Genomic DNA, 22195 nt, shown 5'->3' on the forward strand with positions numbered 1-22195 from the left:
CACGCGCTCCTTCACTCAAGCAGCCGGCTTCGCCCCGGCTACCGGACCCGCTGCCGCTGTTGCTCTTCGTCCTCCTCGTCCTCCTCGTCGGGCAGCTTCACATCGCTGACCGCGATGTTGACTTCCACGACTTCCAGGCCCGCCATCCGCTCCACCGCGGCGATCACGTTCTCGCGTACGTCACTGGCCACGTCCGTGATCGAGACGCCGTAGTCGACGACGATCTCCAGATCGATGGCCGCCTGTACCTCTCCGACCTCGACGCTGACCCCACGCGTGACGGATTTGCCACTACCGGCGCCGGGCATCCGCTCCCGCATGGCTCCCATCGAGCGCGCGAATCCACTGCCCAGGGCATGGACGCCGAGCACGTCGCGTGCCGCCATTCCGGCGATCTTCTCCACCACCACATCGGCGATGGCCGTCCGGCCGCGAGAGCCGGGCGCACCGCCGTGCTTTACGCCGGTGTTCTCAGTCATCGGGTCATTCCTCCCTGATCGAGCTCACCTGGCACCATTTATTCGAATTATATTCGATTTGGTGCGTTATTTTCCGAGGTGCGGACCATTGAGACCGGGCGGCCAAAGGAGTGGCACGAGCGGCTCTTGCGGCAGTTCGGGCACAGGGCGGATGAAGAGAACCGCGGCCATGGAAGAGGGCGAGAGGCCGGTGAAAACTGAGGCGTGGATGCAGGCAGTACGGCGCCAGTTCGACCTGGGCCGGCTGCTCCCGCTCGGCGGGCCCGACGACGGGACGTGGATCACCGAGCAAGCGGCCGTCCGGGCCCTCAGGCGCAAGGCCGCTGAGATTCCCGGTGTTTGGCTGGAGACGCTGCGCATCGGGCCGGCACCGCTCGCGCCCGTGTCCGAGCCGGCCGTCCGACCGCCGGTCAGCGCTCTACCGCCTGGCCCGCTCAGGATCGAGGCATCCTTCACCGCATCGATGGGGCAGCCATTGCCTCAGACCGCCGAACAGTTGAGGGGCACACTGCTCAACGTGGCCGGTGAACGGCTTGGCCTGGCCACCGTGGCAGTTGATCTGCGCGTCACCGATCTCCTCGAGGGCGCGGAGGCAGGCGTCAGGTCGCGAACCGCAGAGAGGGCCATGAGGCCCTCGCCGGAAGCTGCAGCCGCCGGAAGCTCGCCCCCAACGACCGGAACAGGACCCATGCGGGGGCCCATCGGGGAGCTGTCCGACGTCGCGGCGGCTGTTCCGGGCGTCGCCCGCCTCACCCCCGTGCTGGGAAGCCGTCCGGTCAAGGTGGAGCAACATGACCATCCACCCGGCCGGCGCATCGAGGTCCAGCTCGCGGTCGCCCCCGGACACCATCCACTGGAAGTCGCCCGCGCGGTCCGGGCAGCGGTAGCCGACGCAGCCACCAGTGACACCTCAGGCCTGGTAACCGCCGCCGTCCTCATCACAGAAACCGCGACCTAGCTGTATGGCAGCTCAACGCTGAAAAAAACCAAACCGCCGACCTTGGGACTCCGAGTCTTACTCAACGAGGAACCCGGAATCTAGTGGACCGCTGTTTCGCCCACTGTGGCGTCCTCCTACCTCGCAGGGTGGATGCTGCTCGCCCTGGTCGGACTCTTGCTCTCGGCGCGCCGTCCTGGCCGCTCAGCGTCACGCACAGGTCGGTGGAGTCTCAATGGGCGAGTCAACCTTGAGCGATCTCAAAAACCGTCGTGGCAGCGATGTCACCGTGGGTTCAAATCCCACACCCACCGCAGGTGAACGGCCCCTGACCAGGTAACTCGGTCAGGGGCCGTTCTCGTGAGCGTTGTCCGCCAGCGACCGCTATTCCCCACAGTTTCCCGACCGAACGGGCACGGGAGGGGCACGTCGACTGGCCATCTCTAGACGGCGAGCAGCCCGGCGAGCATCAAAGCCGCCACCGCAGAGAAGACCCGCAGCTTCCTCCAGCCCGGTCCCGAAGCCTGGCGGGTCAGCTCCCAGATGCCCACCAGGCCGCCACCTAGGCCCAGCGCGCTCCGCAGGAGGAAAACGGTGGTGTGCACAGGGAGCCTCCAGTGACCTTCGAACGGACGGGAAGGCTACCCCTGGGGGCGGTCGCGTGGATGGCCAGCCCCAGTTTGGAAGATCGCGTAACCGGGTAGGGTCTGACCTGGCAAGACGCCGACCTGCGCGTTCCTGGGAGGCTCGCTGACGTTCCCCGTTGTTCCCCGCCACTCGCTGCCGGGCACGCAGGGGGCACACGTGCCCTTCTCCCGCGGGTTGCTGCGCCCCCGCCGCTTGGGACAGGCTAGGCGTTAGGCATCGGCTGCATCTGAATTCCGTGCCGCTTGGCGATCTCGATGATGCGATCAACGTCAGGCGGCGTGTCCGACTGGGGCGGCAGCTCCCGTCGCTGGGCGGGTTCACCCACCTCGGCGAAGAATTTATCGATACCGCCCGGCGTGTAGGTGATCAGCATCCGCACCGTGCTGGTGGGCTCGAACCGCTCCAATGTGCCCTCAGGGATATGGAAGAAGGACCCGGGTCCGCCTGTGATAGCGCAGCGTCCCCTCGATGACGTAGACGCTCTCGGTCCCAGGGTGAGTGTGGGGCGGTGGGCCACCACCCACCGGAACGGTCATCTCCATGACGGTCATCGCGCCATTGGTCTCGTCGCTCGACGCCTTGACCTCGTAGAGACCGTTCAGCATCCAGAATGCCTCCCCGTCACCGCTGTGGCGCACGTGGGCGTTATTCGCCATGGGGTCGCTCCTTCCCTCGGTGGACCTCCCGAGGTCTTCCCAGCGGCTCGCCGACCGAAGGCCGCCATCCGGGTGCTTGCGCGCGTGTGTCGCACGTCCGGCATGACCAGCCCGGACCCTGGATTCCATCGACCGCGTCGCCGACAGCCGGGCGTCCCTGAACCCGCAGCTGCCCCCACGCGGTCGGCTGTGCGGCTTTGGCCGGTGTCCTGCCCGGTTGGGGATCGTGCATGATCAGGGGGCCGTACGCTGCTACCGCAGTTCGGAGGTCGGGAATGCAGACGTTGGATGCGTCAAATGTGGTGTTCTCCCGAGTGTCCGCCTCATTCCCAGGGTCTGGTGCTGCTGGTGACTTTGAAGCCTTCTGGAGGCCAGTCGGACACATCTCAGGCTTGGGACAGGGCCGGTCCCGCGTGGCTGGGCTGCGGATGGCGGCTGGGTTGGCAATGATCCACGCGCACCCCAAGCGCCGGTCGGGCAGCGAGCGCCAGCGAGCCTTGAGTAAGTGAAGAAGGTTTGGACCGATCCGAGGTTGTCAGCTGCGGACGGCGCGGAGTGCCCGGGGGCTGTCGGCCGTGACGCGGTAGGAGAGTTGGGCCTGACTGCCGCTGGCGCGCAGCTCTTCGAGGATGAGGGGCTGGCAGCCGGTGCCGTGGGTGACGCGCATCGTGTGGATGACCGGTGTGGCGTCGGGGAGCTCTAGGGCGCTGCGTTCGTCGGCCTGCGGCATGCGGGCACGTACCGTCTCGGACCAGGTGAGTTTGTGTCCGGCCGCCGTGAGAGCTGCGTAGATCTCCTCCAGCGCGATGTCCGGGGCGTCGGCGAGGGACGGCACATTCTCGGCGGTGGTGAAGGGGATCAGCACGCGGTGCAGAACGCGTGCTCCGGTTGCTGCATGGATCAGTACGCGGTCGACACCGAACAGCGCCTCGCCCTCGGCGAGTTCGAGCAGCGGGCCTGTCGAGGCGGTTGTTCCGGTCCGGTAGGCGGTTGGCTCATGCGCCTGTTCCCACGCAGTGTGGTCTGGGGCGAAGGTCTTGCCGGTGCGGGTGATTGACCGGTCGATCGTCAGCGGCGGTGACGGCGTGCCCTTCACGAAGCTGTCCAGGTAGCGGCGGTAGACCTCCCGCACGATCTCGGCTTCCTCCTCGATGATCGCGTTTCCACTCTTGGTGTATCCGTACGGGCGATTTCCGATGTGCGGAGTGCCCGCCTTGGCCATGTCCTGCGTCCTTGAGCCGACGCGATGTGTCATCGGATGAGCGGCACGCGTGTGCGACCTCGATGCGCAGGATGAAACGGTCGTCCGGGTCGGACAAGTCGCGACGGTTGGCCTCACCGTGCAACAGGACGCGTTTGTCGTCGGCTATGGACAAGAGCTCTTCAAGGTCCTTCGGCTGTCGCATCAGCCGGTCCGGGTGATAAACGATCACGTGCCGGATGGCACCCTCACTCATCATTTTGAGCATCTCGTCCCAGCCCGGGCGCTTGCGGTTCCGCTGCCAGGCTGAACGGTTGTTGTCCACGTAGACGTGTTCTGGCGCGATGCGTAATTGCAGTCGCTCGGCGATCTCCCGACAGATGCGCTCCTGTCGGTCTACGCCGGTTTGATCGTCGTCCTTCACGTGCGAGATTCGGCAGTAGATCGCCGCAGCACCGCGCCGAGCAGCCCGCGCGCCGCGTACGGCCGCAACTGGGCGATGAGGCCGCCCCGGTGGACGTAGAACGTGTAAGCCGGGACCATGATCCCCTCCAGGATCATCAGCCAGGCGATATAGCCGACCGACGACCCCGACGCGCGTACGCCCACACCGTCCACGACCGTGTAGGCGGCGATCGAAAGACCGGTCGCCAGGGCGGCCAGCAGCGCGGGCCAGTGCGGCCGCTTGCCGGATCCCTTCATGCCCCACAGCGCCACGCCGACCAGCCCCGCCGACGCGAGCACCACGCCCGCCAGCTGCCAGCGGTTCAGCGTCTCGCCGACGAACACCGCCGCGAGCACGGTCACCACGAGCGGTGCCGTACCCCGCGCGATCGGATACATCTGGCCGAAGTCGCCCAGGCTGAACGACCGCATCAGCAGCGCCTGGTAGCCGACGTGGAGCAGTGCCGAGGCGACCAGATACGGCCAGGCGCCGGCCCTGGGCAGCGGTGAGAAGCAGGCCAGCACGGCCCCGATGACCGCCGCGCCGCCCACGATCAGCGTGAAAGCGACGAGCTAGTCCTTGATGGTGGCTGCGATCGCGTTCCAACTGGCGTGCGTGACCGCTGCAATCAGGACCGCCGCGGCGACGAGAATTGTCACGCCGTGCGCTCGCGTACGTCCACCAGCACGCCGCCCGCGTGCGCGATCAGCGTCTTGGGGTCGAGCGGGAAGACGGTGTGCGGGGTCCCTGCCGCCGCCCACACCACGTCGTGGTCGAGCAGCCGGCGGTCGGCCAGTACCCGGGTCCTGGTGGCGTGGCCGAAGGGCGGCACGCCGCCGATCGCGTACCCGGTGGTCTTCCTGACCAGATCGGCGCCCGCGCGCTTGACGGACTCGGCGCCCAGCTCCTGGCGTACGCGCTCGACGTCCACCCGCGACGACCCGTCCATCAGCACCAGCACCGGAGCGCCGTCCGCCTCGAAGATCAGCGACTTGACGATCTCGCTGACGTCGCAGCCGATCGCGACGGCGGCCTCGGCGGCGGTACGCGTGGCGTCGGGGAAGCGGCGGACCGGGACCTCGAGTCCGAACTCGCGCAGCGCCTGGGCGAAACGGGGGTGGGCGTCGGTGTCTTGAGTGCTCATGGCCCGCACGCTAGCTGTAGCTGTACGGGCCATGCGAGCACGTATTCACGGCGGGCGACCGTCGGGCGATCGGCGGGCGACCGGCGGGTGGTCAGCGGGACGGCGTCAGCGGACGCGCAGCACCTGAGCGACCACCGGTCCCGCCGCGTCGCCGCCGTGCCCGCCGGACTGCACGACCGCGGCCGCGGCCAGGTCGTCGGCGTACCCGGTGAACCAGCTGTTGGACTTGCCCTGTCCGTCGACCTCCGCGGAGCCGGTCTTCGCGCCCTTGTCGCCGCCGACGCCGGCCATCGCGGACTGGCCCGTGCCGTACTGCGCGGTGGCGCGCATCATTTCGCGCAGCGCCTGGGCGATGGAGCCGGGCAGTCGCTCTGCCTCGGCCAGCTCACGGTTGTCGAGGGACTGCGGAACGATCACCGGCTGGCGGAAGCCGCCGCTCTTCGCGGTGGCGGTGACGGAGGCCATGTTGAGGGCATTCATCGTGATCTTGCCCTGCCCGATGTACGAGGCGGCGGTCTCGGCGCCGGCGGACTCGGGCACAGTGCCGTCGACGGAGACGATGCCCGTCTGCCAGTCGAGTCCGATGCCGAAGTACTTACGGGCGGTGTCGCCCAGCGCCGTACCGGCGATGTTCTTCTTGGTGAGGGGCTTGACGGCCTTGATGAAGGCGGTGTTGCAGGAACGGCGGAAGCTGTCCTTGAAGGTGCCGCCCTTGATCTCGAACTTCTTGAGATTCTCGAACGTCACCCCCTCCCACGAGACGGTGGGCGGACACTCCACCTTCGTCCCCGGGCCGCCCACGATCCCGTTGTCCATCATCATCGTCGCGGTCACGATCTTCATCGTGGAGCCGGGCGCCTGCGCGCCCATCATGGCCGTGTTGTAGCCCTCGGCGGGGCTGTTGGCGACGGCCCTGATCTCGCCCGTGCTGGGTTTGATCGCGACAACCGAGGCCTGGCTGTACTTCTTCACCGCCTTCTCGGCGGCCGCCTGCACATCCGCGTCCAGGGTGGTCTTCAGCGTGCCCTCCTTGCCCTCGGTCAGGGTCAGCAGGGTCTGGTCGGGCGTGGACTCGTTGGTGGACGCGATGGCCAGCTCGACGCCGGCGGTACCGCCCGCGTCCTCGCCGTACTTCTTGCGCAGCGAGTCCAGAACGGGCCCGAGCGACGGGTACTTCTCCTTCGTCAGCTCCCGCTCCTTGCGGTCCACGGCCTTGATCGGCGGGGCCGACGCCTTGTCCGTCCTGAGGGTGGCGCCCTCGGTCAGCTTCGGGTGGACGACGGCCGGCGCCCAGTTGACCAGTGGCCTGCCGGTGGTCAGCCCGCGCACGACGGTCAGTTCGGAGGCGTACGACCAGGGCTTGCTCTGCCCCTCGTACGTCACCGTCGCACTGACCGTGAACGGCACCTTGGAGCCGACCGCCTTCCCCGGCGTGATCACGGCCTCGGACACGTGAGCCTGCTCGCGATACCCGGCGATCAGCGGCTCCGCCTTCGCGGCGTTGTTGGTCAGCTGCGCGGCCTCCGGCGCGTTGCCGCCCGCCCAGGCCTCCAGAAAGCCCTTCGCGGTCTTGTCGATCTCATCGGCGTCCGGCGGCCCGCTCTTCTTGGTCGCGGATGCGGACTTGGTGTCCGCGCCGTCCCCGCCGGTCAGCCCGCTGTACAGGTTGTAGCCGCCGTAGCCCACGCCACTGGCGACCACCAGAAATACGCCGCCGACGACGGCGACCTTCGCTCCACTGCGCATCTGTGCAGTCCCCCTCCCCAGGAGCTCCCTGACTGCGCCTATCGAAAAGCGCGTTCAAGGACATGCAACGCGTGCACTCTACGGGACAGGGGTGACAGGAGAGTTGGTCGTTGTCGGACCGCGACGGTCAGGTCCGGGTCCGGTGAAGGGCTAGCAGCATGACGCAAGCCATGACGCAGGGGAGGTCCGCGCGCTCTCCGGCCGCGTCTCGACGAGCGCAGCTGACCGAGGCGCAGGCCGTCGCCCCAGTCGTCCTTGTGCAGTCGTACAACCAATGGCCCCCCGATGTCAGACACAGGGACGAGCACACAGGCGGTCCGCGCCCCTAGCGTTCCCACCTACCCGAGAGGTGAGGGAGTACGTAGCGATGCCCGAGAGCGCAGCGCCACAGCAGTACTTCGTGGTGATCGGCAGCGACATGGCGCGCAGGGTCTGCGGTCAGCTGCAGTCGGCCGGACACCTCGTGCGCCACCTCGACCGTCCCACCGACGAGGATCTGCGCCGGGCGCTGCGGCGGGAGGTGGCCGGCGTCGCGGTGCTCCTCGAGGACGACGTCGAGTCCCTGCGCTACGCGCTCGCCGTCGAGCACATCCGCCCCAACGTCAAGCTGGTCGTGACGGTCTTCGACCGGACAGTCAGCGAGCAGCTCTTGCGCGTACTCCCGAACTGCCAGGTCACCTCGCCGGCCGATGTCGCCGCACCCGTTCTCCTGGCCGCCTGCCTCCAGCCCGGTCTGCTGAGCCTCACCCGGACATCCACGGGCCACACCGGTGCCCGCTGGCAGGACGACACTGTGCACCTGGAGCCGTGGCGGCCGCCACGGTCGCTGCGATGGCGGGCCCGGCTGGGCAGGATCCGAGGGCAGCTGCGACCGCACGACGGCAGCTCGCGGATCATGCTGACGGGTCTGGCCGGGCTGCTCACGGTGCTGGTGGCCGACTGGGCCTGGGCCGTGGCCTTCCACCACCGCTCACCCGTCGAGGCGCTGTTCGAAGCGGCGCGAACAGTATCCGCCGTCGGCCCGGCAGCCGCCCACGGCTCGGACGCCTATCTGGCGTTCTCCGCCGTCGCGATGCTCGTCACCATTGTTTTCACTGCGGTCTTCACCGCGGGCATGGTTGATCGCCTGCTGGGACCGCGCGCGGTCGGCATCGTGGGCTCCCGTGCCCTGCCGCGGGCCGGGCATGTGGTCGTCGTCGGGCTCGGACAGGTCGGCCTGCGCCTGTGCACCCAGCTGCAGGCTCTGGGCATCGGCGTGATCGCGGTCGAGCGGAATCCGGCAGCGCCGAACCTGCGCCTGGCCAGGGCGCTGGGCGTGCCCGTGGTCATCGCCGACGCGACCGATCGGTTCGTGCTGAGCACGCTCGGTCTGCCGCAGGCCCAGGCGCTGGCTGCCGTGGCCTCCGACGACCTGGACAACATCGCCGTATCGGTGGCCGCACTGGCCGTCGCGCCCGAATTGCGCGTGGTCATGCGCGCGGGCGAGCACGAGGCCATCGCGGAGACCCGTTCCCTGTTCCGGATCGGCGACGTCCACGACCTCAACAGCCTGACCGCCGCGTATACGACGGCAAGCCTGAGCGGGCTGCGGCCGCGGGGCGTCGTGACACACGGCAAGCGGCTGCTTGTGCAGCGCGGGGACGGGGCTTTCCTGCCGTGGCCACTGGCAGACCGCTGCGATCACCCGCAGGGAGGCGACGCCCACGCGCAGATCGCCGCCGCGCTTCTCGCGGGCTGACACCCGACCACCTGGCCGTGAAAGGTCCCAACAGCCACCGGCTGTCGGGACCTTGCCGCATCGCCGTGCCGGTCGCCGTGCTGTCGCCGTGCTCGTAGGGCGAATTCCGCCGCACTCCCGCGACCGCGTTTGAGCATATGTCTGAACAGGGCTCCGGCGCGCGTGACATCTGTCCATGGTGGCCCGGCCGCGTTCGCTCCTACCGTCTGCGTACCCCGATTCAGCGCGCCGGGTCACCCCCCTTGGCGCTCCCTACCGTCACGTGTCCTCGCCCCCGGCGGCTCCTCGTACGCGAGCCCGATCGGCCGGGCGGCCGTCCTCACCCGGCACGTGGGCACCGGCAACGGCGAGCAGGCTGCGAACAGGCAGATGCGCTCCGGGGGATCGGCCTTCCGGCCTTCCCCGTGGTCGTACACACCGTCGTCCCACCCGCTCGGCACGTACACGACCCCCAGGCCGGTTTTGCCACGATTCCTTCCCTCTGTAAGGACTGAGCATGAGCGCGAAACCCACGAACACCGACGTGGCTCCGTCACCCCCTGAGAGCGGGCAGACGCCTTCGGCGGACGGCCTCCGTGCCGGGCTCAAGAACCGTCATCTGTCGATGATCGCGATCGGCGGTGTGATCGGCGCCGGCCTGTTCGTCGGTTCCGCCTCCGGGATCGCGGCCGCCGGACCCGTACGCCCTGGTCGGCGCGATGGTCGTCTTCGTCATGCGGATGCTCGGCGAGATGGCCGCGGCCCACCCCACCTCCGGCTCGTTCTCCGCATACGCCGACCGGGCACTCGGCCGCTGGGCCGGCTTCTCCATCGGCTGGCTGTACTGGTTCTTCTGGGTCGTCGTCCTGGCCGTCGAGGCCACCGCCGGCGCGAAGATCCTCGAGGGCTGGGTCCCGGCGGTCCCGCAGTGGGGCTGGGCCCTCATCGTCATGGTGGTCCTCACGGCGACCAACCTGGTCTCGGTCGGCTCCTACGGTGAGTTCGAGTTCTGGTTTGCCGGGATCAAGGTCGTCGCCATCGCCGGCTTCATCCTGATCGGCGCTCTGGCGATGTTCGGCGCACTTCCCGGCTCCGGCCACGAAGCCACGGGCCTGGCCAATCTGACCGGCCACGGCGGGTTCCTGCCCAACGGGCCCGGGGCGATCCTCACCGGCATCCTGATGGTCGTCTTCTCCTTCATGGGAAGCGAGATCGTCACCCTCGCCGCCGGTGAGTCCGAAAACCCGCGACGCGCCGTCACCAAGGCCACCAACAGCGTGATCTGGCGGATCGGCATCTTCTACCTCGGCTCGATCCTGGTCGTGGTCTCTCTGCTCGCATGGGACGACCCGGCGATCAAGGAGAAGGGCTCGTACGTAGCGGCGCTCGACGTGATCGGCATCCCGCACGCCGGCCAGATCATGAACGTCATCGTCCTCACCGCCGTGCTGTCCTGCCTCAACTCCGGCCTGTACACCGCCTCTCGTATGGCCTTCTCGCTCGGCGAGCGCGGCGACGCGCCCGCAGCGTTCGCCCGCACGAACAGCCGCGGCGTGCCGCTGGCCGCCATTGTGGGATCGGTCGTGTTCGGCTTCGTCGCAGTCTTCTTCAACTACCAGTGGCCCGACACGGTGTTCCTGTTCCTGCTGAACTCCTCCGGTGCGGTCGCTCTGTTCGTCTGGCTGGTCATCTGCTTCACCCAGCTGAAGATGCGCGCAATCCTGCTGCGCGAGTCGCCGGACAAGCTGGTCGTACGGATGTGGCTCTTCCCGTACCTGACGTGGGCGACCATCGCGATGATCTCGTTCGTCCTGGTCTACATGCTGACCGATGACGCCGCTCGCGAGCAGGTGATCCTTTCCGTACTGGTGGCAGCGCTGGTCGTGGCGATCTCGGTGGTCCGGGACCGGCTGCGCACGGACACCAGGCACGCGGTCACGAAACCGTAGTACGCCGTACGCCCGCGGAAATGCTTGAGGACTACTGGGGCAAGACCACGACCTGACGTGGGTATCGGGTCCTTCGGTATCCGTAGCCGCGCCACATCGAGCTCCATCGACCTGCACCCAGCACAAGGTTCGTGTCGAGCGGAGCATGCTGGTTCAACTGCAGCTTTGCGTCTGGGGGCACACTTGCTCCGCCTTCCGTTCGCTCGTCAACATCGGCCCGTCGGCTCGGATGTACGGATTCCGCATGCGACCTGGTTCATCCGTTGCCATGTGATTTACGCGACTTACCCGTAGGGAACTGGCACGCAGTCCCCTCCTTCACGCCGACAAGGTTGCAGGTCGGGGATTGATCGCAGTAGGGCGGCTTGATCTAACGTCAGATTTGACATCGGGTGCCACCGGACAGCCGTACGAGGAATTCCGGGGGTGGCCGTCACGGGGCGTGGTTATCGTCGTACGCCGGTACTCTGGTGCGCTATCAACTGCTCCTTGAGCGCCTGCACTTCGTGGATACCCCCGGGGGTCTGCGACCGTGGGCTCCAGGAAGGAGCAGGCCCGATGGCGATCAAGCCAGAGGGGCAGCAGAGCGGCAAGGCGGACCGGGTATACAACCGGGTGCGCTGGCTGGGGCCGATCTACACGATTTACAAGATCGTGAGGGAGTTCCTGGCTACGTAGAAAGGCCCCGACCTAAGATCGGGGCCCCTACCTGCAACCTGCTGTTGATTGAGGGCCTCATCTCTCAGTGCTTCCCGGCGACAGGAGATGGGGCTCTCTCCATTTCTGGCCGGGCTCACAAAGCGACCGGTCAGAATGTGGTCCACGTCACATCGAGCGTACGCGGCCGTCCCATCTTGCCTTGAGCGCAAGGCCTATCGCGACACGCAAGAACTCTCGATCACGCAGCGCAATCCCACGTCCCAACGTGCTGGGTTCCATCACGGCTGCTCAGAGCGGCACTCCCAACTAGTGAACACGTGAATGTGTCGCGGATCACATGCCTTAGGTGACGCGTCGCACACACGCTTGAGTGGTGGAATGTCCACAAAGCCCAAGTTTCACAACTGCCGCGAGTGAGCTGATCATGGGCTGGCGAATCGTACCTGACAGCACTGACAGTCCCAGGGCACCGGTCGTTGCTTTCCCTCGTCGCTCCCTTGGAGGCTGCTGGCGAAGGGTCAGGGGAACAAGCCCTCCTGTACCGGTTCGTGAGGCTGTCGGTGGCCGTGCCGGTGCCGATCTCCAGCCCCCGGCAGCCGGCCGTCACCTCCAGATCCCGCAGCGTCGAGAAGACCACCGAGGGCATGGACGCCGAACTCGTCGACAACGCACCGGGAGTAAGGCCTTCGTGGGCGCCGTCGTCCCACTGCGTTGACTCCGCGTACCCCTGCCGTGACCGGGTCATCGAGCCGCGCTACCCCGACACTGCCGCCTTCTCTGAACTCCCTCCGAGGTCGCAATCGTGACGTCGAATCCGGCGATGGTGAAGGCACGGTGAGGTAGGACCAGCTCGTTGGCCCAGAAGGCGGTGGGGTGCTTGGTGCCCCGTCGTCCAGCGTCCAGTGGTCGGGCGCTGCTGGCGGTGGAAGGCGCCTGGTTCCCGAGATTCCCCTGTGTGCATGAGTAATGACAGGGAGTCATACGGTTGGGCGCCGGAATCCGGTACCCAGTAGTCGGTACTCCGACCGGCACTCGGCTATGAGCATCGATTACTCATCACCACTCGCCAGAACCCTTGGTTTCGTGAGCCCGGGCGCTGCGGGCGGATTCTGCGCCCTGATGCGACTTCACGAGGCGATGAGGATGTATGAAGGGCGACACGGCGTTCTTTTTCGGGCAGTGGATGGGTGCACCCGGCACCACCGGCGCGGTTGCGCCGAGTTCGGCCAGGCTGGCCGCGGCTGTGACGGCTCCGCTCCCGGCCAGAGGCGAGCCCCTCGTTGTGGAACTCGGTCCCGGCACCGGGGCGTTCAGCGCGGAGATTCAGCATCGTCTGGCCGGCCGGGGGCGTCATCTGGCGATAGAAGTGAATCCCCTCATGGCGGATTTCCTCACACACCGATATCCACGCACTGAAGTCATCGTTGATGATGCGACGCGCCTGGCGAAACTGATGGAGGAGCGCGGACTGTCCGAAGCGGATCTGATCGTGAGTGGCCTTCCGTTCGCTGCCTTCGATGCCGAGCGGCAGCGCCGCCTCGTCGACGCCGTGGCCTCATGCATGGGGCCGATGTCGGCGTTCACGACATTCGGCTATTCCTTCGCCAGGCTTTCACCGCCGGCGGCCCGCTTCCGCAGGCTCCTGGGTGAGATCTTCGAAGAGGTCGTCACCTCTCGTACGGTCTGGCGCAACGTCCCTCCGGCCTTCGTGTACAGCGCCCGGAGACCCCGGGAGGCGGAAGTCCGGGGGTGAGGTGCGGCGCGGTGCGGCAGTCTGGCGCCTGTTGCGGTCCTGGAACTTTAGGACGCCCGCCAGCTCGCTGCGCGTGGTGACTCCGAGTTTGGTGTAGTCGCGCTGGAGATGGTTGTCGACGGTGCGGACCGACAGGTGAAGGGCTCCGGCGATGTCCTGCTGCGTGTGCCGGTGGCCGCGAGCAGAGCGATTTCGCGTTCGGGGTCGGTGAGAGGGGCGGTGGGGGCGGCGGTCAGCAGCGGCGTACGTGCGCCCTCGCAGCGTTCGGCGATGTCGGCCGCTCTGACCGCGGCGGCGGTGGCACGGCGGGCCCACCCGTTATGCCCCTGCGGCCGGTGCCCTGGCCCGGCCTTCCGCCTCGTCCACATCCTGCACCGCGCGGTCGTGAACTCGCTGGGGCAGGGAAGGAGCCGTCAGGCGCAAGGTATCCAGCTCCGTGGCGAACGCGCTCAGCAGTTCGCTCGTGATCAGCTCCGGATCTCCGGCGAGGGCGACTTCCATCCGGCGCCGGATACGGCCGTACGCGAGGACTGCCTGCCGGTGCTGTTCGGTGAGCTGGGGATAACCGAGAAAGGACTGCAAAGCGGCCAGTACCGCGGCCAGCACGCTGAGCAGCCCGGCGAGAATCTGCAGCGCCATGTCTGGCGACTCGTTGATCGTGGCGAAGATTGCCGTCCCGACCACCGCCGAAAGTGTCAAGGAGGCGACCCCGTACTGGCGGCTGCGATTGTGGAACGACGAAGCGGACCGCTCATGGGCGATATGGAAGATGCGGACATTCCTGTGCCAGTCCGCAAGCGTCTTACGGGCCGCCGCCCCTAGTTTCGGCCTTCTACCCAGCGCGCGCATGGGAACAACGTAGATCCGCGCCACGGTCCACGCATGCGGGCCCAAAGCGCGCCGGCGTCCGCCTGGAGCCGGGCCGAGTCCTCGGCAGGGCAGGGGAATACGGGCCCCCGGCAGTTTCGTCGAAGCCCCGCAGGTCCGGGTCCGCCGGGGTTACCTCGCTTCCTCTGCCTGTTGTTGACCCTTCTCCCTGAGGAGGCAACTGTGCGGGTAAGGGCCCCGTCTTCCGCTCTGCCAACAACGTCCACTAACAACAACGATGGCGCGGCAATCTGCCGCGCCATCGTTGTGTGTCTGCCCAGCTAGACCCAGGTGTCCAGCCACATCCTGTTCCGCCAGTCCTCCAGCGGGATCGTCGTGCCCGTGTACAGCGGATAGAAGTAGATGAAGTTCCAGATGATCAGCAGCACCAGCACGCCCGCGCCGATCGCACCCAGCGCCCGCCGTCGTTCGTCCGAGCCCGGTGGGCCCAGCATCGCGCCGATCATCATCGCCACCGCAAGGCACAGGAACGGTACGAACACCACCGCGTAGAACAGGAAGATCGTGCGCTCCTGGTAGAAGAACCAGGGCACCCAGCCCGCCGCGATGGCGCAGGCGATCGCGCCCGCGCGCCAGTCGCGGCGGAACAGCCAGCGCCACAGGATGAAGCAGATCGCGAAACACGCCGCCCACCACAGCAGCGGCGTGCCGAGCGCCAGGACCTCGCGGGCGCACTTGTCCGCCGCGTCCGTCGGGCAGCCGTCCACGCCCGCCTTCGGGTCCTCGTAGAAGTACGAGACCGGGCGGCCCAGGACGATCCAGCTCCACGGGTTCGACTGGTAGGTATGGCCCGAGGTGAGGTTGACGTGGAAGTCGTAGACCTCGTTCTCGTAGTGCCACAGGCTGCGCAACCAGTCCGGCAGCCAGGTCCAGCTGCCGCCCTTGCCGTCCGTCTGCGCCCAGTTCCGGTAGTAGCCCTTGTCGGTGACGATCCAGCCGGTCCAGGAGGCGATGTACGTGACGATCGCGACCGGCACCGTCGACACGAAGGCCGGTACGACGTCCTTCTTCAGCACCGCCTTGTACGGCTGCACCGCGCCCGCCGTCCGGCGCGCGCCCACGTCCCACGCCACCGTCAGCAGGCCGAACGCGACCATCACATAGAGGCCGTTCCACTTGGTGCCCGCGGCCAGGCCCAGCATCACGCCCGCCGCCAGGCGCCATGGACGCCAGCCGAGCCGCAGGGTCTCGGCGACTGTGGCGTCCGGGCGCAGCACGCCCTCCTCGTCCGTCGGCAGCGCCGCGGCGAGGCGTCTGCGCGCCCAGTCCCGGTCGATGAGCAGACAGCCGAAAGCGGCCAGCACGAAGAACATCAGCACCTGGTCGAGCAGCGCGGTGCGGCTCATCACGAAGTGCAGCCCGTCCACCGCGAGCAGCGCGCCCGCCAGGCAGCCCAGGAACGTCGAGCGGAACAGCCTGCGGCCGATCCGGCACAGCATCAGCACCGAAAGCGTGCCGAGCACGAAGACCATGAAACGCCAGCCGAACGGCGTGAAGCCGAAGAAGTGCTCGCCGAGGCCGATGACCCACTTGCCGACCGGCGGATGCACCACATAGCCGGGGTCGGTCGGGACGGTGACCTTGTCCGGGTCCGCCAGGACCGCCTTGTCGATGTCCTTCGGCCAGCTGCCCTCGTAGCCCTGATTGATCAGGGCCCACGCGTCCTTCGCGTAGTACGTCTCGTCGAATATCACCGCATCGGGCTCGCCCAGATTCCAGAACCGCAGCACGCCCGCGACCAGCGCGACCAGCAGCGGCCCGCCCCAAGCCGCCATGCGCAGCAGCGGGTTCACGACCGTCGGCGGGATGCCGAAGACCGGCCACACCCGCTCGGAGGGGCGCGTGTATGGCGGCACCAGGCGTTCGCGCAGCCCGATCACGGGCCGGGGCGCGTAGCCGAATCTGCGCAGCCGCTGCTGCCAGCCGGGCGGCTGCGGATCGGCGTCCTTGCCCTGAAGGGTCTGTGGCGCGGTACTGGTCACCGCGCCATCGTAGGGAACGCGACTGTGCGAGTCGTACGTCCGGTCCTGCGAGGATGGCCTACGTGAACGGAACGCTGGTACTCGCAGGGACCCCCATCGGTGATGTCGCGGACGCGCCGCCCCGGCTCGCCGCCGAGCTGGAGAGCGCCGACATCGTGGCCGCGGAGGACACCCGGCGGCTGCGACGGCTCACCCAGGCCCTCGGAGTGCACACCAGGGGGCGTGTCGTGTCGTACTTCGAGGGCAACGAGTCCGCCCGTACTCCGGAACTGGTCGAGGCGCTGGCCGGCGGCGCCCGGGTGCTGCTTGTCACCGACGCCGGCATGCCGTCCGTCTCCGACCCCGGCTACCGGCTGGTCGCCGCCGCGGTCGAGAAGGACATCAAGGTCACCGCGGTACCGGGACCGTCTGCCGTGCTGACCGCGCTCGCACTGTCCGGGCTGCCCGTGGACCGCTTCTGCTTCGAGGGCTTCCTGCCGCGCAAGGCGGGCGAGCGCCTCGGCAGGCTGCGCGAGGTCGCGCAGGAGCGGCGGACCCTGGTGTATTTCGAGGCGCCGCACCGGCTCGACGACACGCTCGCCGCGATGGCCGAGGTGTTCGGCGCCGAGCGCCGGGCCGCCGTCTGCCGCGAGCTGACCAAGACGTACGAGGAGGTCAAGCGCGGCGGCCTCGGCGAGCTGGCCGCCTGGGCCGCCGACGGCGTACGCGGCGAGATCACCGTCGTCGTCGAGGGCGCGCCTGAGGCCGGGCCCGGCGATCTCGACGCGGCCGAGCTGGTGCGCAGGGTGCGGGTGCGCGAGGAGGCGGGGGAGCGGCGCAAGGAGGCCATCGCGGCGGTCGCCGCGGAAGCGGGGCTTCCCAAGCGCGAGGTGTTCGATGCCGTCGTCGCGGCAAAGAATGCGGATCGATCGGCCCCCGCAGACGGTAAAGGACTATCGTGAAAAGCAAAGCGTTGACCGCGTCCTTGCCCTTTCTGGCATGGGAACTTCAAAGACCACACCATTAATCGACAGGCGCTGATGCGCTCCCGCCGGAATGGGCGTCCACTGGGTCAGTGGAGAGGAGCTGGCATGAGTGAGATCACAGGCCCCGCCAAGGTCCACGAGGCGTACGCCTTCGCCTGCATGCGCTGCGGGCACGGCTGGGAGCAGTCCTACGAGATTGAGCACCACATCGACGGCTCGGGCCAGGAATACGTTGTCTACAAGGCTGACGGTCTGCGGGTGCCGTCCCCGCTTTCGAGCCCGAGCTGCCCGACCTGTGGCGGACATGTCGTACGGATCATGAGGGCGGGGCAGGTCTCCTCGGTCCGCGGGTTCCTCGACCTGATGTTCAACCCTGAGAAGAGGCCGGTGTCGCCGACCGGGGCGCCGGGGGCAGAGCACACGGAGCAGCCGGAACGGTCGGCGGAGCCGGAACGGTCGGCACAGGCGGAACGGACGCCACAGACGGAACAGCAGGGGCAGACGGAACAGCAGGGGCAGACCGAGTCGCCTGAGGCCCATCACTGGCACCTCTCCGACCTCCTGAACCCCTTCCACCGCAAGTGAGGCCTTGGGCGCGAGCCTCGTAGGATCGCGCCCATGAGTTCGAAGTCCGCCCCGCCGCCGCTGCCGGAACCGCTCGGCGTACCGGTCGCCGATTCGCACACCCACCTGGACATGCAGGAGGGCACGGTCGAGGAGTCGCTCGCCCGCGCCGCCGCCGTCGGGGTGACGACCGTCGTCCAGGTCGGCTGTGACATCAAGGGCTCCCGCTGGGCCGCCGAGACCGCTGCCGCCCATGACAGCGTGCACGCCGCGGTAGCCCTGCATCCCAATGAGGCTCCGCGCATCGTGCTGGGGGACCCCGAAGGATGGTCGCGGCAGGGTGCCCGCGAGGCAGGTGGCGACAGCGCCCTCGACGACGCGCTCGGCGAGATCGACCGGCTGGCCGCCCTCCCACAGGTCCGCGCCGTCGGGGAGACGGGCCTGGACTACTTCCGTACGGGCCCCGAGGGAATGGCCGCGCAGGAGCGTTCCTTCCGTGCGCACATCGAGATCGCCAAACGGCACGACAAGGCCCTGGTCATCCACGACCGCGATGCGCACGCGGACGTGCTGCGGATTCTCGCCGAAGAGGGCGCGCCCGAGCGGACCGTTTTCCACTGCTATTCCGGTGACGCGGAAATGGCCGAAGTGTGCGCGGCCGCGGGCTACTTCATGTCCTTCGCCGGCAATGTGACCTTCAAGAACGCCCAGCCGCTGCGCGACGCCCTCGCCGCCGCCCCGCGCGAACTCGTACTCGTCGAAACGGACGCGCCCTTCCTCACGCCGGCGCCGTACCGCGGACGGCCCAATGCGCCGTATCTCATTCCGGTCACGCTGCGCGCTATGGCGGCGGTGAAGGGGCTCGACGAGGACACGCTGGCCGCGGCGGTCTCGGCCAATACGGCGGAGGCGTTTGGTTACTGAGAGGCGGCGGCGGACAGGGTAGCGTCGCAACGCTGCGTAGTCGAATTGCTTTGGAGGGTGACCGGAGTCCGCTAGTGTCCCGGCCGCAACTGGGGGTCTCCCACGCCGAAGGCTGTGGGAAGGGCGGACCGGACCTTACGGAGCGTCATGAACAATTCGCAGGGCAGTCACCATGCCGTACGCGGCGGTCTCCGCACCGCCACCGCCGGGACAGCAGAGCCGTACGAGGCGCCCGATCCGTCGTACGCGTACGAAGCGCCCGAGATGTACGAGCCCGGGACGTACGAGCCCGAGACGTACGCGGGAGAGGCCCGCACCCCGGCGTACGAAGCGCCTGAGGGGTCATACGAGGACGGGGAGGACGAGGCCGCCTACCCGCCGCCGCACGTCCCCACCGCGCCGACGCTGCCGCGCCAGGGCCAGGGCCAGGGCCAGGGCCAGGCCCCAGTCCCGGCCCCGGCAGCCTCCGGGACCGGCGGCCGCGCAGAAGCCCGCCGGGCCGCCCGCCGCCGCAAAGCCGGCGAGACGCCCGACACCCTGCGCCGCCTCGTCCCGCACGCCCTCGTCGTCGCCTTCCTGGCCGGCGGCACCTCGGCCTTCGTGGCCAGCGACAAGGCGGTGCGGCTCACCGTCGACGGCGTACCGCGCACCATGCACACCTTCGCCGACGATGTTCAGGAACTCCTCGAAGACGAGGGGCTCGCCGTCAGCGCGCACGACATCGTGGCCCCCGCCCGCGCCGCGGCCCTCGCCAGCGGCGACGAGATCGTCGTCCGCTACGGCCGGCCCGTCACCCTCACCCTGGACGGGCAGCGCCAACGGGTGTGGACCACCGCTCGCACGGTCGACGGCGCACTGCGCCAGCTCGGGGTGCGCGCTCAGGGCGCGTATCTGTCCGTCTCGCGCTCCATGCCCATCGCCCGCGACGGCCTTGCCCTCGATGTGCGGACCGAGCGGACCGTGACCTTCATGGCCGACGGGCGCGAGCGCACCATCCGCACGAACGCGGCGAGCGTGCGTGAGGCCCTGGACGAGGCCGGGATCGTCCTGCGCGGCCAGGACACGACCTCCGTTCCGCCCGACAGCTTTCCGCGCGACGGGCAGACCGTCACCGTCATGCGGATCACCGGCACCAGGGAGGTGCGCGAGGAGCGCATCGACTTCGAGGTCGAGAAGGCCGAGGACCCCTCGCTGTTCTCCGGCACGGAGGTCGTCGTACAGCAGGGCAGACCGGGCGCGCGGCGGGTCACGTACACCCTGCGCACCGTCAATGGCGTCAAACAGAAGCCGCAGAAGGTCGCAGAGGAGGTGGTGCGGGAGCCCGTCGCCCAGCGCGTGAAGGTGGGCACCGAGCCGCTGCCGAACTCCGTGGCGGGCGCGGAAAGGCTGAACTGGGACGCTCTCGCGCACTGCGAGTCCGGCGGGCGGGCGGGCGCGGTCGACCCGTCGGGGACGTACGGCGGGCTGTACCAGTTCGACACCGGGACCTGGCGGTCGCTGGGCGGGAGCGGGCGCCCGCAGGACGCGTCCCCGGAGGAACAGACGTACCGGGCGAAGAAGCTCTACGTGCAAAGGGGGGCGAGTCCGTGGCCGCACTGCGGCCGTAGGCTGTATCAGTGAGCACCACTGAGCCCGACGCACTCCTCGGCCCCGCCGACATCCGTGAACTGGCCGCAGCGCTGGGCGTACGCCCCACCAAGCAGCGCGGCCAGAACTTCGTCATCGACGCCAATACGGTCCGCAGGATCGTCCGTACTGCCGGGGTGCGCGAGGACGACGTGGTCGTCGAGATCGGCCCCGGGCTGGGGTCGCTGACCCTCGCCCTGCTGGAGGCGGCCGACCGGGTCGTCGCCGTCGAGATCGACGATGTGCTGGCGGGCGCGCTGCCGTCGACGATCCTGGCCCGGATGCCGGAGCGGGCCGCGCGCTTCTCGCTGGTCCACTCCGACGCGATGCAGGTGCGGGAGCTGCCGGGCCCGGAGCCGACGGCGCTGGTCGCGAACCTTCCGTACAACGTGGCCGTTCCGGTGCTGCTGCACATGCTGGACCGCTTCCCGACGATCGAGCGCACACTGGTGATGGTGCAGGCGGAGGTCGCGGACCGGCTCGCGGCGGCTCCCGGGAACAAGGTCTACGGGGTCCCGTCCGTCAAGGCCAACTGGTACGCGGGCGTGAAGCGGGCGGGCTCCATCGGGCGCAGTGTCTTCTGGCCCGCGCCCAATGTCGACTCGGGTCTTGTGTCACTGGTGCGCCGCGATCCGCCGAAGACCACGGCCACGAAGGCGGAGGTCTTCGCGGTGGTCGACGCCGCGTTCGCGCAGCGGCGGAAGACGCTGCGGGCGGCGCTCGCGGGCTGGGCGGGGTCGCCCGCCGCGGCGGAGACCGCGCTGGTCGCGGCGGGGATCTCACCGCAGGCGCGCGGCGAGGCTCTGACGGTGGAGGAGTTCGCACGGATCGCGGAGGCCAAGGCGTGAGCGTCACGGTACGAGTGCCGGCGAAGGTCAACGTCCAGCTGGCGGTCGGCGCGGCGCGCCCCGACGGCTTCCACGACCTCGCCAACGTCTTTCTGGCGGTCGGCCTGTATGACGAGGTCACGGTGGCACCGGCCGAGTCGCTGACGATCACGTGCTCCGGCCCGGACGCGTCGCAGGTCCCGCTGGACCGCACGAACCTGGCGGCCCGCGCGGCGGAACTCCTCGCCGCGCGCCACGGCATCGACCCCTCCGTACACATCCACATCGCGAAGGACATCCCGGTCGCGGGCGGCATGGCGGGCGGCAGCGCGGACGGCGCGGGCGCGCTGCTGGCCTGCGACGCGCTGTGGGGTCTTGACTCGCCGCGCGCCGAACTCCTCGCCATCTGCGCCGAGTTGGGCAGCGACGTTCCGTTCAGCCTGGTGGGTGGTGCGGCGCTGGGCACGGGCCGCGGCGAGCAGCTGGCCGAGCTCGAGGTCGGCGGAGAGTTCCACTGGGTGTTCGCGGTGGCGGACGGCGGCCTGTCGACGCCCGCGGTGTACGCCGAGTTCGACCGCCTCAACGAGGGCGTCGCGGTCCCCGCGCCGGCCGCGTCCGGGCCCCTGCTCGAAGCCCTCCGCACCGGCGACGCGACGGCCCTGGCCGCGGCCCTGGCGAACGACCTCCAGCCGGCGGCGCTCTCCCTGCGCCCGTCCCTGTCGGCGACGCTCGCGTCGGGAATGGCGGCGGGTGCGCTGGCGTCGCTGGTGTCGGGCTCGGGTCCGACGACGGCGTTCCTGACGAAGGACGAGGAGTCGGCGGGGGCGGTGGCGGAGGCGTTGCTGCGCTCGGGGACGTGCCGGTCGGCGAGGGTGGCGGTGTCGCCGGCGCGGGGTGCGGTGCGGGTGTAGGGGGCGTTGCTTGCCGGGGCTCCGCCCCGGACCCTCCCTGACCGGGGCTCCGCCCCGCGCCCCGCGCCTCAATCGCCGGCGGGGCTGGTTTGCGGGGCAAGCCGTCCCGTCCCCGCGCCCGCATACTCACGCTCAAGTTGAGTACAAGCGCCCTCACCCACCCCCGCACCCCC

At 68.8% G+C, this 22195-nt stretch carries 18 protein-coding genes, 1 tRNA gene and 4 pseudogenes; 11 read left to right on the forward strand and 12 right to left on the reverse strand.

Annotated elements, in window-relative coordinates:
- Positions 1-38: 38 nt before the first annotated feature.
- Positions 39-479, reverse strand: coding sequence for an Asp23/Gls24 family envelope stress response protein (locus tag ACFYWY_RS11465; RefSeq protein WP_389183347.1), 441 nt, complete (start codon positions 477-479; stop codon positions 39-41).
- A 208-nt stretch (positions 480-687) separates the two neighbouring features.
- Between ACFYWY_RS11465 and ACFYWY_RS11470 the strand changes: the two genes are divergently transcribed.
- Both ACFYWY_RS11470 and ACFYWY_RS11475 read left to right on the forward strand, forming a co-directional pair.
- On the forward strand, positions 688-1437 hold the full coding sequence (locus ACFYWY_RS11470) for a hypothetical protein (RefSeq protein ID WP_389183350.1): 750 nt from the start codon (positions 688-690) through the stop codon (positions 1435-1437).
- Between the two features lie 202 nt (positions 1438-1639).
- Positions 1640-1730, forward strand: a tRNA-OTHER gene (locus tag ACFYWY_RS11475).
- 129 nt (positions 1731-1859) lie between these two features.
- Here ACFYWY_RS11475 and ACFYWY_RS11480 read toward each other — a convergent pair.
- The 8 genes and pseudogenes from ACFYWY_RS11480 to ACFYWY_RS11515 all read right to left on the reverse strand — a co-directional run bounded on the left by ACFYWY_RS11480 (position 1860) and on the right by ACFYWY_RS11515 (position 7256).
- Positions 1860-2021, reverse strand: a complete 162-nt coding sequence (locus ACFYWY_RS11480) for a hypothetical protein (protein ID WP_389183352.1) — start codon at positions 2019-2021, stop codon at positions 1860-1862.
- A 245-nt stretch (positions 2022-2266) separates the two neighbouring features.
- Positions 2267-2437, reverse strand: a complete 171-nt coding sequence (locus tag ACFYWY_RS11485; RefSeq protein ID WP_389183355.1) for a hypothetical protein — start codon at positions 2435-2437, stop codon at positions 2267-2269.
- A 40-nt stretch (positions 2438-2477) separates the two neighbouring features.
- Complete coding sequence (locus tag ACFYWY_RS11490; protein ID WP_389183358.1) at positions 2478-2720, reverse strand: cupin domain-containing protein; 243 nt, start codon at positions 2718-2720, stop codon at positions 2478-2480.
- A 535-nt stretch (positions 2721-3255) separates the two neighbouring features.
- Positions 3256-3942: a GntR family transcriptional regulator gene (locus tag ACFYWY_RS11495; protein WP_389183361.1), complete on the reverse strand. Its 687-nt coding sequence runs from the start codon at positions 3940-3942 to the stop codon at positions 3256-3258.
- Between the two features lie 70 nt (positions 3943-4012).
- Positions 4013-4345 (reverse strand): annotated as a pseudogene (locus ACFYWY_RS11500) (recombinase family protein); the annotation flags it as partial.
- A gap of 26 nt (positions 4346-4371) precedes the next feature.
- Positions 4372-5025, reverse strand: a pseudogene (locus ACFYWY_RS11505) (EamA family transporter); the annotation flags it as partial.
- Positions 5022-5510 (reverse strand): YbaK/EbsC family protein, encoded by a 489-nt coding sequence (locus tag ACFYWY_RS11510; protein ID WP_389183364.1) that lies wholly within the window; start codon positions 5508-5510, stop codon positions 5022-5024. The pseudogene ACFYWY_RS11505 and the gene ACFYWY_RS11510, both read right to left, overlap by 4 nt.
- A 105-nt stretch (positions 5511-5615) precedes the next feature.
- Entirely contained in the window at positions 5616-7256 is a 1641-nt protein-coding gene (locus ACFYWY_RS11515) for a penicillin-binding transpeptidase domain-containing protein (protein ID WP_389183367.1), read from the reverse strand.
- A 367-nt stretch (positions 7257-7623) separates the two neighbouring features.
- On the opposite strand from ACFYWY_RS11515, the gene ACFYWY_RS11520 reads away from it, so the two are divergent.
- From ACFYWY_RS11520 to ACFYWY_RS11530, 3 genes and pseudogenes are all read left to right on the forward strand, one after another.
- Entirely contained in the window at positions 7624-8994 is a 1371-nt protein-coding gene (locus ACFYWY_RS11520; protein ID WP_389183370.1) for an NAD-binding protein, read from the forward strand.
- A 496-nt stretch (positions 8995-9490) separates the two neighbouring features.
- Positions 9491-10922 (forward strand): annotated as a pseudogene (locus tag ACFYWY_RS11525) (amino acid permease).
- Between the two features lie 1807 nt (positions 10923-12729).
- On the forward strand, positions 12730-13335 hold the full coding sequence (locus tag ACFYWY_RS11530; protein WP_389183373.1) for a class I SAM-dependent methyltransferase: 606 nt from the start codon (positions 12730-12732) through the stop codon (positions 13333-13335).
- Positions 13336-13440: 105 nt separating this feature from the next.
- Here the strand turns inward: ACFYWY_RS11530 and ACFYWY_RS11535 are convergent.
- The 3 genes and pseudogenes from ACFYWY_RS11535 to ACFYWY_RS11545 all read right to left on the reverse strand — a co-directional run.
- Positions 13441-13650, reverse strand: a pseudogene (locus ACFYWY_RS11535) (hypothetical protein); the annotation flags it as partial.
- Between the two features lie 3 nt (positions 13651-13653).
- Positions 13654-14208 carry an SLATT domain-containing protein gene (locus ACFYWY_RS11540; RefSeq protein ID WP_389183376.1) on the reverse strand — a complete coding sequence of 185 codons (555 nt, stop codon included), beginning with the start codon at positions 14206-14208 and terminating at the stop codon, positions 13654-13656.
- A 275-nt stretch (positions 14209-14483) separates the two neighbouring features.
- Entirely contained in the window at positions 14484-16205 is a 1722-nt protein-coding gene (locus ACFYWY_RS11545) for a dolichyl-phosphate-mannose--protein mannosyltransferase (RefSeq protein WP_389183379.1), read from the reverse strand.
- A gap of 53 nt (positions 16206-16258) precedes the next feature.
- Here ACFYWY_RS11545 and rsmI point away from each other — a divergent pair, with 53 nt between their 5' ends.
- The 6 genes from rsmI to ACFYWY_RS11575 all read left to right on the forward strand — a co-directional run bounded on the left by rsmI (position 16259) and on the right by ACFYWY_RS11575 (position 22022).
- Positions 16259-17146, forward strand: coding sequence for a 16S rRNA (cytidine(1402)-2'-O)-methyltransferase (gene rsmI, locus ACFYWY_RS11550; RefSeq protein WP_389183382.1), 888 nt, complete (start codon positions 16259-16261; stop codon positions 17144-17146).
- 129 nt (positions 17147-17275) lie between these two features.
- Positions 17276-17755, forward strand: coding sequence for a hypothetical protein (locus ACFYWY_RS11555; protein WP_389183385.1), 480 nt, complete (start codon positions 17276-17278; stop codon positions 17753-17755).
- A 33-nt stretch (positions 17756-17788) separates the two neighbouring features.
- On the forward strand, positions 17789-18658 hold the full coding sequence (locus ACFYWY_RS11560) for a TatD family hydrolase (RefSeq protein ID WP_389183387.1): 870 nt from the start codon (positions 17789-17791) through the stop codon (positions 18656-18658).
- Positions 18659-18805: 147 nt separating this feature from the next.
- The gene (locus ACFYWY_RS11565) at positions 18806-20278 is read left to right on the forward strand and encodes a ubiquitin-like domain-containing protein (RefSeq protein WP_389183390.1); all 1473 of its coding nucleotides are present in this window, start codon (positions 18806-18808) and stop codon (positions 20276-20278) included.
- The gene (gene rsmA / locus ACFYWY_RS11570) at positions 20275-21132 is read left to right on the forward strand and encodes a 16S rRNA (adenine(1518)-N(6)/adenine(1519)-N(6))-dimethyltransferase RsmA (RefSeq protein ID WP_389183393.1); all 858 of its coding nucleotides are present in this window, start codon (positions 20275-20277) and stop codon (positions 21130-21132) included. The genes ACFYWY_RS11565 and rsmA overlap by 4 nt, the downstream gene beginning before the upstream one ends.
- On the forward strand, positions 21129-22022 hold the full coding sequence (locus ACFYWY_RS11575) for a 4-(cytidine 5'-diphospho)-2-C-methyl-D-erythritol kinase (RefSeq protein WP_389183396.1): 894 nt from the start codon (positions 21129-21131) through the stop codon (positions 22020-22022). Before rsmA ends, ACFYWY_RS11575 begins: the two co-directional genes overlap by 4 nt.
- Positions 22023-22195: the final 173 nt, after the last annotated feature.

The sequence above is a fragment of the Streptomyces sp. NPDC002870 genome, from assembly GCF_042888505.1.
GTDB lineage: Bacteria > Actinomycetota > Actinomycetes > Streptomycetales > Streptomycetaceae > Streptomyces.

Bases quoted from the DNA above. Each gene is read 5' to 3' on its own strand.
- ACFYWY_RS11470 (WP_389183350.1), top strand. From the start codon at position 688: ATGCAGGCAGTACGGCGCCAGTTCGACCTGGGCCGGCTGCTCCCGCTC.
- ACFYWY_RS11485 (WP_389183355.1), bottom strand. From the start codon at position 2,437: ATGCTGATCACCTACACGCCGGGCGGTATCGATAAATTCTTCGCCGAG.
- ACFYWY_RS11555 (WP_389183385.1), top strand. From the start codon at position 17,276: ATGAGTGAGATCACAGGCCCCGCCAAGGTCCACGAGGCGTACGCCTTC.
- ACFYWY_RS11565 (WP_389183390.1), top strand. From the start codon at position 18,806: ATGAACAATTCGCAGGGCAGTCACCATGCCGTACGCGGCGGTCTCCGC.
- ACFYWY_RS11495 (WP_389183361.1), bottom strand. From the start codon at position 3,942: ATGGCCAAGGCGGGCACTCCGCACATCGGAAATCGCCCGTACGGATAC.
- rsmI (WP_389183382.1), top strand. From the start codon at position 16,259: ATGGCCTACGTGAACGGAACGCTGGTACTCGCAGGGACCCCCATCGGT.
- ACFYWY_RS11510 (WP_389183364.1), bottom strand. From the start codon at position 5,510: ATGAGCACTCAAGACACCGACGCCCACCCCCGTTTCGCCCAGGCGCTG.
- ACFYWY_RS11515 (WP_389183367.1), bottom strand. From the start codon at position 7,256: ATGCGCAGTGGAGCGAAGGTCGCCGTCGTCGGCGGCGTATTTCTGGTG.
- ACFYWY_RS11520 (WP_389183370.1), top strand. From the start codon at position 7,624: ATGCCCGAGAGCGCAGCGCCACAGCAGTACTTCGTGGTGATCGGCAGC.
- ACFYWY_RS11490 (WP_389183358.1), bottom strand. From the start codon at position 2,720: ATGGCGAATAACGCCCACGTGCGCCACAGCGGTGACGGGGAGGCATTC.
- ACFYWY_RS11465 (WP_389183347.1), bottom strand. From the start codon at position 479: ATGACTGAGAACACCGGCGTAAAGCACGGCGGTGCGCCCGGCTCTCGC.
- ACFYWY_RS11560 (WP_389183387.1), top strand. From the start codon at position 17,789: ATGAGTTCGAAGTCCGCCCCGCCGCCGCTGCCGGAACCGCTCGGCGTA.
- ACFYWY_RS11530 (WP_389183373.1), top strand. From the start codon at position 12,730: ATGAAGGGCGACACGGCGTTCTTTTTCGGGCAGTGGATGGGTGCACCC.